The 6211-nt window shown below is 56.1% G+C and carries 6 protein-coding genes and 1 tRNA gene; 6 read left to right on the top strand and 1 reads right to left on the bottom strand.

What is annotated here, in order from left to right; translation table 11 throughout:
• Positions 1-55 precede the first annotated feature (55 nt).
• The 6 genes from AX755_RS14595 (at position 56) to AX755_RS14620 (ending at position 4365) form a co-directional block, all read left to right on the top strand.
• Positions 56-132 (top strand) — tRNA-Arg (locus AX755_RS14595).
• A gap of 117 nt (positions 133-249) precedes the next feature.
• Positions 250-816: a fructose-1-phosphate/6-phosphogluconate phosphatase gene (gene yqaB / locus AX755_RS14600; RefSeq protein WP_058678783.1), complete on the top strand. Its 567-nt coding sequence runs from the start codon at positions 250-252 to the stop codon at positions 814-816.
• Positions 813-1241 (top strand): YqaA family protein, encoded by a 429-nt coding sequence (locus AX755_RS14605; RefSeq protein WP_014833021.1) that lies wholly within the window; start codon positions 813-815, stop codon positions 1239-1241. The genes yqaB and AX755_RS14605 overlap by 4 nt, the downstream gene beginning before the upstream one ends.
• 83 nt (positions 1242-1324) lie before the next feature.
• Positions 1325-2869 (top strand): glutamate--cysteine ligase, encoded by a 1545-nt coding sequence (gshA, locus tag AX755_RS14610; protein ID WP_013098433.1) that lies wholly within the window; start codon positions 1325-1327, stop codon positions 2867-2869.
• Positions 2870-3022: 153 nt separating this feature from the next.
• Positions 3023-3538, top strand: coding sequence for an S-ribosylhomocysteine lyase (luxS, locus tag AX755_RS14615; RefSeq protein ID WP_013098432.1), 516 nt, complete (start codon positions 3023-3025; stop codon positions 3536-3538).
• Between the two features lie 53 nt (positions 3539-3591).
• Positions 3592-4365, top strand: a complete 774-nt coding sequence (locus AX755_RS14620) for an AraC family transcriptional regulator (RefSeq protein WP_013098431.1) — start codon at positions 3592-3594, stop codon at positions 4363-4365.
• On the opposite strand, the gene leuA is transcribed toward AX755_RS14620, so the two are convergent.
• Entirely contained in the window at positions 4343-5998 is a 1656-nt protein-coding gene (gene leuA, locus AX755_RS14625; RefSeq protein ID WP_038984911.1) for a 2-isopropylmalate synthase, read from the bottom strand. The genes AX755_RS14620 and leuA overlap by 23 nt on opposite strands.
• Between the last annotated feature and the right edge of the window lie 213 nt (positions 5999-6211).

Raw genomic sequence — 6211 nt, forward strand, 5'->3', positions numbered from 1 at the left:
TGTGTTGCTTTTGAAGTGACACCAAGTATCAGCAGCAATAGCAGTAAATCCCGATGCATCCGTAGCTCAGCTGGATAGAGTACTCGGCTACGAACCGAGCGGTCGGAGGTTCGAATCCTCCCGGATGCACCATCTTCTCCTGGTTTGTTTATTCCTTCGACGTTCCGTCAGCAATCACACTCTCTGTCAGCGACAAAAACGCCCGTTTACGATAAAGTAACCCTTTGTTAATCGGTTAGCGAGAGCACGATGTACGCACAGTATGACGGTTTGATCTTCGATATGGATGGCACGCTTCTGGATACCGAACCCACGCATCGCCAGGCCTGGACGGACGTTCTTGGACGTTACGGTATGCGCTTCGATCTCCAGGCGATGATTGCCCTCAACGGATCTCCTACCTGGCGTATCGCACAGGCCGTGATTGAACTTAATCAGGCCGATCTCGATCCGCACCAGCTCGCGCGTGAAAAAACCGATGCAGTCAAAGCTATCCTGCTGGATACCGTGCGTCCTCTGCCGCTTATTGACGTGGTAAAAGAGTGGCACGGACGTCGCCCGATGTCGGTCGGCACGGGCAGCGAAAGCACCATCGCCGAAGCGCTGCTCAACCATCTTGGCCTGCGCCACTATTTTTCTGCGGTGGTTGCCGCCGACCATGTTAAAAATCACAAACCCGCACCGGACACCTTCCTGCTTTGCGCAGAACGAATGGGTGTGCCGGCGGCAAAATGCGTTGTCTTTGAAGATGCCGACTTTGGCATTCAGGCCGCGCGTGCTGCCGGAATGGATGCGGTGGATGTTCGCTTACTGTGAGTGACGCGCTGTCACTTTTATCATTATTCGCCAGCAGTTTTTTAAGTGCTACGCTCTTACCGGGTAATTCGGAAGTGGTGCTGGTGGCGATGCTGTTGTCTGGCGTGAGTCAGCCCTGGTTGCTTGTGTTAATAGCAACAATGGGTAATAGCCTTGGAGGGCTGACTAACGTTATTCTTGGGCGTTTCTTTCCGCTGCGTGAAAAATCGCGCTGGCAGGAAAAGGCAGTCGGCTGGCTAAAACGCTATGGCGCTGCCACGCTGTTATTAAGCTGGATGCCTGTAATAGGCGATTTACTGTGTCTGCTGGCGGGATGGATGCGCATCTCCTGGGGGCCGGTGCTCTTTTTTTTGTGCCTTGGCAAGGCGTTGCGCTATGTTCTTGTGGCGTGGGCAACACTACAGGGTATGACGTGGTGGCACTAATTGGTGGAATGAATACGCGACCTTCAATCGTCAACCATTACAATTATGCTGAGTAACATTACTTTGACAGGCGGGAGGTCAATTTGATCCCGGACGTATCACAGGCGCTGGCCTGGCTGGAAAACCACCCTCAGGCACTGAAGGGTATTCAGCGTGGCCTTGAGCGTGAAACGCTGCGCGTAAACGCGGATGGCAGCTTAGCGACGACGGGTCACCCGAAGACGTTAGGCTCGGCGCTGACACATAAATGGATCACTACCGATTTCGCTGAAGCACTGCTGGAATTTATCACTCCGGTGGACGGTGATATTGATCATATGCTGACGATATTGCGCGACATCCATCGCTACACCGCCCGAAATATGGGCGATGAGCGTATGTGGCCGCTCAGCATGCCCTGCTATATCGAGCAGGGGCAGGAGATTGAGCTGGCGCAATACGGCACGTCGAATATCGGTCGACTGAAAACGCTGTATCGCGAGGGTCTGAAAAACCGCTACGGCGCGTTGATGCAGACGATCTCAGGCGTACATTACAACTTCTCTTTGCCGATGGCTTTCTGGCAGGCGAAATGCGGTGAAACGGATAAGGACGCGATCTCCGCGGGTTACTTCCGCCTGATCCGCAACTATTACCGTTTTGGCTGGGTTATTCCTTACCTGTTTGGAGCGTCTCCGGCTATATGCTCCTCGTTCCTGCAGGGGAAACCGACGACGCTGCCGTTCGAGAAGACCGCGTGCGGAATGTACTACCTGCCGTATGCCACCTCGCTGCGTCTGAGCGACCTTGGCTATACCAATAAATCGCAAAGCAATCTCGGTATTACGTTTAACGAATTGCACGAATATGTGGCAGGATTGAAGCGGGCGATCAAAACCCCGTCGGAAGAGTACGAGAAAATCGGTCTCGAAAAAGACGGCAAACGTCTGCAAATCAACAGCAATGTGCTGCAGATTGAAAACGAACTGTACGCACCGATTCGTCCGAAGCGCGTGACGCGCAGCGGTGAAACCCCGTCGGATGCGCTGCAGCGCGGCGGGATCGAATACATTGAAGTGCGCTCACTGGATATCAACCCGTTCTCACCGGTCGGTGTTGATGAGCAGCAGGTTCGCTTCCTGGATCTGTTTATGGTCTGGTGTGTGCTGGCCGACGCGCCGGAAATGAGTTCAGACGAACTGCTCTGTACCCGCACTAACTGGAACCGCGTGATCCTGGAAGGGCGCAAACCGGGCCTGACGTTGGGTATCGGCTGTGAAACGGCGCAGTTCCCGCTGCCGAAAGTGGGTAAAGATCTGTTCCGCGACCTGAAGCGCGTTGCCCAGACAATGGACAGCCTTTACGGTGGCGAAGCGTATCAACAGGTCTGCGACCAGTTAGTGGAATGCTTTGATAACCCGGAACTGACATTCTCGGCGCGTATTCTGCGTTCTATGATTGATCAGGGCATCGGCGGAACAGGGCGTGCCCTCTCCGCGGAGTACCGTGAAATGCTGATGCAGGAGCCATTAGAGATCCTGAGCGAAGCGGATTTTGCGGCGGAGCGCGATGCGTCTGTCGTACGTCAGAAAGAGGTCGAAGCGGCGGATACGGAGTCGTTTGAGGCGTTTCTGGCGAAGCAGGCTTAAGCAGAAAAGAAAAAGGCCACATCGCTGTGGCCAAAATATACATCTCTGAATTCAGGGATGATGATAACAAATGCGCGTCTTTCATATACTCAGACGTGCATTCTGTAGAAGAGTTCAGTTTATTTTAAAAAAAATCACTATCGGAGGTGACGTATGCCGTTATTAGATAGCTTTACTGTCGACCATACCCGTATGGAAGCACCTGCAGTCCGCGTGGCGAAGACCATGAACACCCCGCACGGCGACACGATCACCGTTTTCGATCTGCGCTTCTGCGTGCCGAATAAAGAAGTGATGCCGGAAAAGGGCATTCATACGCTGGAACACCTGTTTGCTGGTTTTATGCGTGACCACCTGAACGGTAACGGCGTGGAGATTATCGATATCTCTCCGATGGGCTGCCGTACCGGTTTTTACATGAGCCTGATCGGCCAGCCGGAAGAGAAGCGTGTTGCTGATGCGTGGAAAGCGGCCATGCAGGACGTGCTGAAGGTAAAAGAGCAGAACCAGATCCCCGAGCTGAACGTCTACCAGTGCGGCACATACCAGATGCACTCTCTGGAAGAAGCCCAGGAGATCGCGCGTCACATCATCGAGCGTGATGTTCGCGTCAACAGCAACGAAGAGCTGGCCCTGCCAAAAGAAAAACTGCAGGAACTGCACATCTAGTGCACCTTTTCCCTCTCCCACCGGGAGAGGGTAGGGTGAGGGTTGTTTAACCCATGACCACAACGTCTACCTTCTCCTTTACCCATCGTCCCCTCGTTCCGTTTGCCCATGATTACGTTCATGGTGACAGCGAGCCGTGGCACCAGCACGACTGTGCCCAGCTGCTGCACACCCTGAGCGGGGTGGTAAGAGTGGATACCGCATCGGGCTGTTGGGTTGTTCCGCCGGGCCGTGGCGTCTGGTTGCCAGCAGGAACGCAACACTCGCTTCGCATCACCGGCAACGTGGCGGCGCGTACGCTGTTTATCGATCCGCTGGCGCGGGCCGATCTCCCTGCAACCTGCCAGATCGTGCAGATCTCGTCGCTGTTACGCGAACTGATCCTCGCTTCCCTGCTGCTTGATGAATCTTACTCGCCGGGGAGCCGCGACGAGCGGGTGTATGAGCTGATTCTGGATGAGATCCGTTTGATGCCAGTGCTGCCGTTTCATCTGCCGGAGCCAGAAAGCGAGCCGTTACGCCAGCTTTGCCAGCGGATCCGCCAGGCACCCGGTGAAAGCTGGAGCAGTACTGAGGCGGCGAGCTGCGCAGGCATGAGCGAGCGCACACTGAACCGTCATTTTCAACAGCAGACCGGTTTACGCTACGCAGAGTGGTTGAGAAGGGCGCGCCTGCTGGAAGCGTTGCAACGGCTGGCTCAGGGGCAGCCCGTGTTACGCGTGGCGCTGGATCTGGGCTACGGTAGCCACAGCGCCTTTACCGCGATGTTTCGCCGGGTGATGGGGACATCACCCAGCGATTACTTCAAAGACAGCTCACCGCATTAAACAGCGCCTGGAGCGAGGCGCGCGCCACGTCACTGTCAATGCCCACTCCCCAACGGCTGCTGCCGTCCTGGAACAGGCAGCGGATGTAAGCCACCGAGCGGCTGTCGCTGCGCTCCCCCAGCGTATGTTCGTGGTAGTCTTTAATCACAAACGGGGTGTTGAGCCAGCGGCTTAACCCACTGGCTGCCGCGGATAACAGCCCGTTGCCCTGGCCTTCAAGCTGGCGCGTTGCGCCCTGCGTCACGACGCTTGCCGTCAAACGTAACTGACCGTCCTGCTGACTGTCGCTGCGATAAGATTGCAGGGCAAAGTGTGGGTCTGCGACCAGCCCGTAGCGGCTGCGAAACAGTTGCCACAGGGCGTGCTGCGTCATCTCTTTACCATGGCGATCGGTCTCCTGCTGCACATGCTGGCTAAAATCCTGCTGCAACGCGCGGGGCAACTTCAGACCATGATTCTGCTCGATGAGCCAGGCGCTGCCGCTTTTCCCGGACTGGCTGTTAACCCTGATCACCGCTTCATACGTGCAGCCGATATCCTGCGGATCGACGGGCAGGTACGGCATCTCCCAGCGCTCGCCCGGTTTGCGGGCATCAAAGCCTTTTTTGATGGCGTCCTGATGCGAGCCCGAGAAGGCGGTATAGGCCAGCCGTCCCGCCCACGGATGGCGCGGGTGTACCGGAAGCTGGTTGCAGGCTTCCACCACTTCTACCACCCGGTTCATATCGCTAAAGTTGAGATTCGGGCTGATCCCCTGGCTGTAGAGATTCATCGCCAGCGTAACCAGGCAGACGTTACCCGTGCGTTCGCCGTTGCCAAACAGACAGCCTTCCACCCGGTCCGCACCCGCCATCACCGCCAGCTCTGCGCTGGCCACGCCGGTGCCGCGGTCATTATGCGGGTGAACGCTGATGCAAACATCGGCGCGACGGCTAAAGTGGCGGCAGAAATACTCGATCTGATCGGCATACACGTTCGGCGTGCTGACCTCCACGGTGGCCGGTAAGTTGATCACCATGGGCCGTTCGGCGCAGGGCTGCCAGATCTCCGCCACCGCTTCACAAATCTCCAGCGCAAACTCCGGCTCGGTAAAGCAGAAGGTCTCCGGGGAGTATTCGTACTGCCAGCGCGTCTCCGGGTTCTCTTCGCACAGCGTGCGGATAAGCCGCGTGGAGCGTGTTGCCAGCTCAACGATTTGCGCTTTCTCCAGGCCGAACACCAGGCGGCGAAACAGCGGGGCGGTGGCGTTATACAGATGGACGGTGGCCTGTTTCGCGCCACGTAACGATTCGAAGGTCCGGACGATCAGGTCTTCTCGTGCCTGGGTTAATACCTGAATTGTGACGTCATCCGGGATGCGATTCTCTTCAATCAACTGGCGAACAAAGTTGAAATCCGTCTGCGACGCAGAAGGAAAGGCAACTTCAATCTCTTTAAACCCGCAGCTTAACAGCAGATCCCAGAACTGCAGCTTGCGCGTGCTGTCCATGGGTTCGGCCAGGGCCTGGTTGCCATCGCGTAAATCGGTTGAGAGCCAGCGCGGGGCATGGGTGATGCGTTGCTCAGGCCAGCGACGGTCGGGAAGAGAAATAACGGGATAAGGCTGGTACTTGTCGGCGGGTGTGTTCAGCATGATGCGCTCCTGTTGTCTTTTCACTATCGTGAATCGATTTCAGGAGCGCTGCTTTATCGGATGTGACAATTGCTGTCGCGTTTTGGACAACAGCACGGGTTTTGCCGGATGTGCACATCTCGTAGGCCCGGTAAGCGAAGGGTATGAACCGGAAACATGGGTGACACTTTAGACCGGATACATGGGTAACAGTTATAACTGGCATAGAAGAGG

The sequence above is a fragment of the Enterobacter sp. SENG-6 genome (assembly GCF_001605945.1).
GTDB lineage: Bacteria > Pseudomonadota > Gammaproteobacteria > Enterobacterales > Enterobacteriaceae > Enterobacter > Enterobacter cloacae.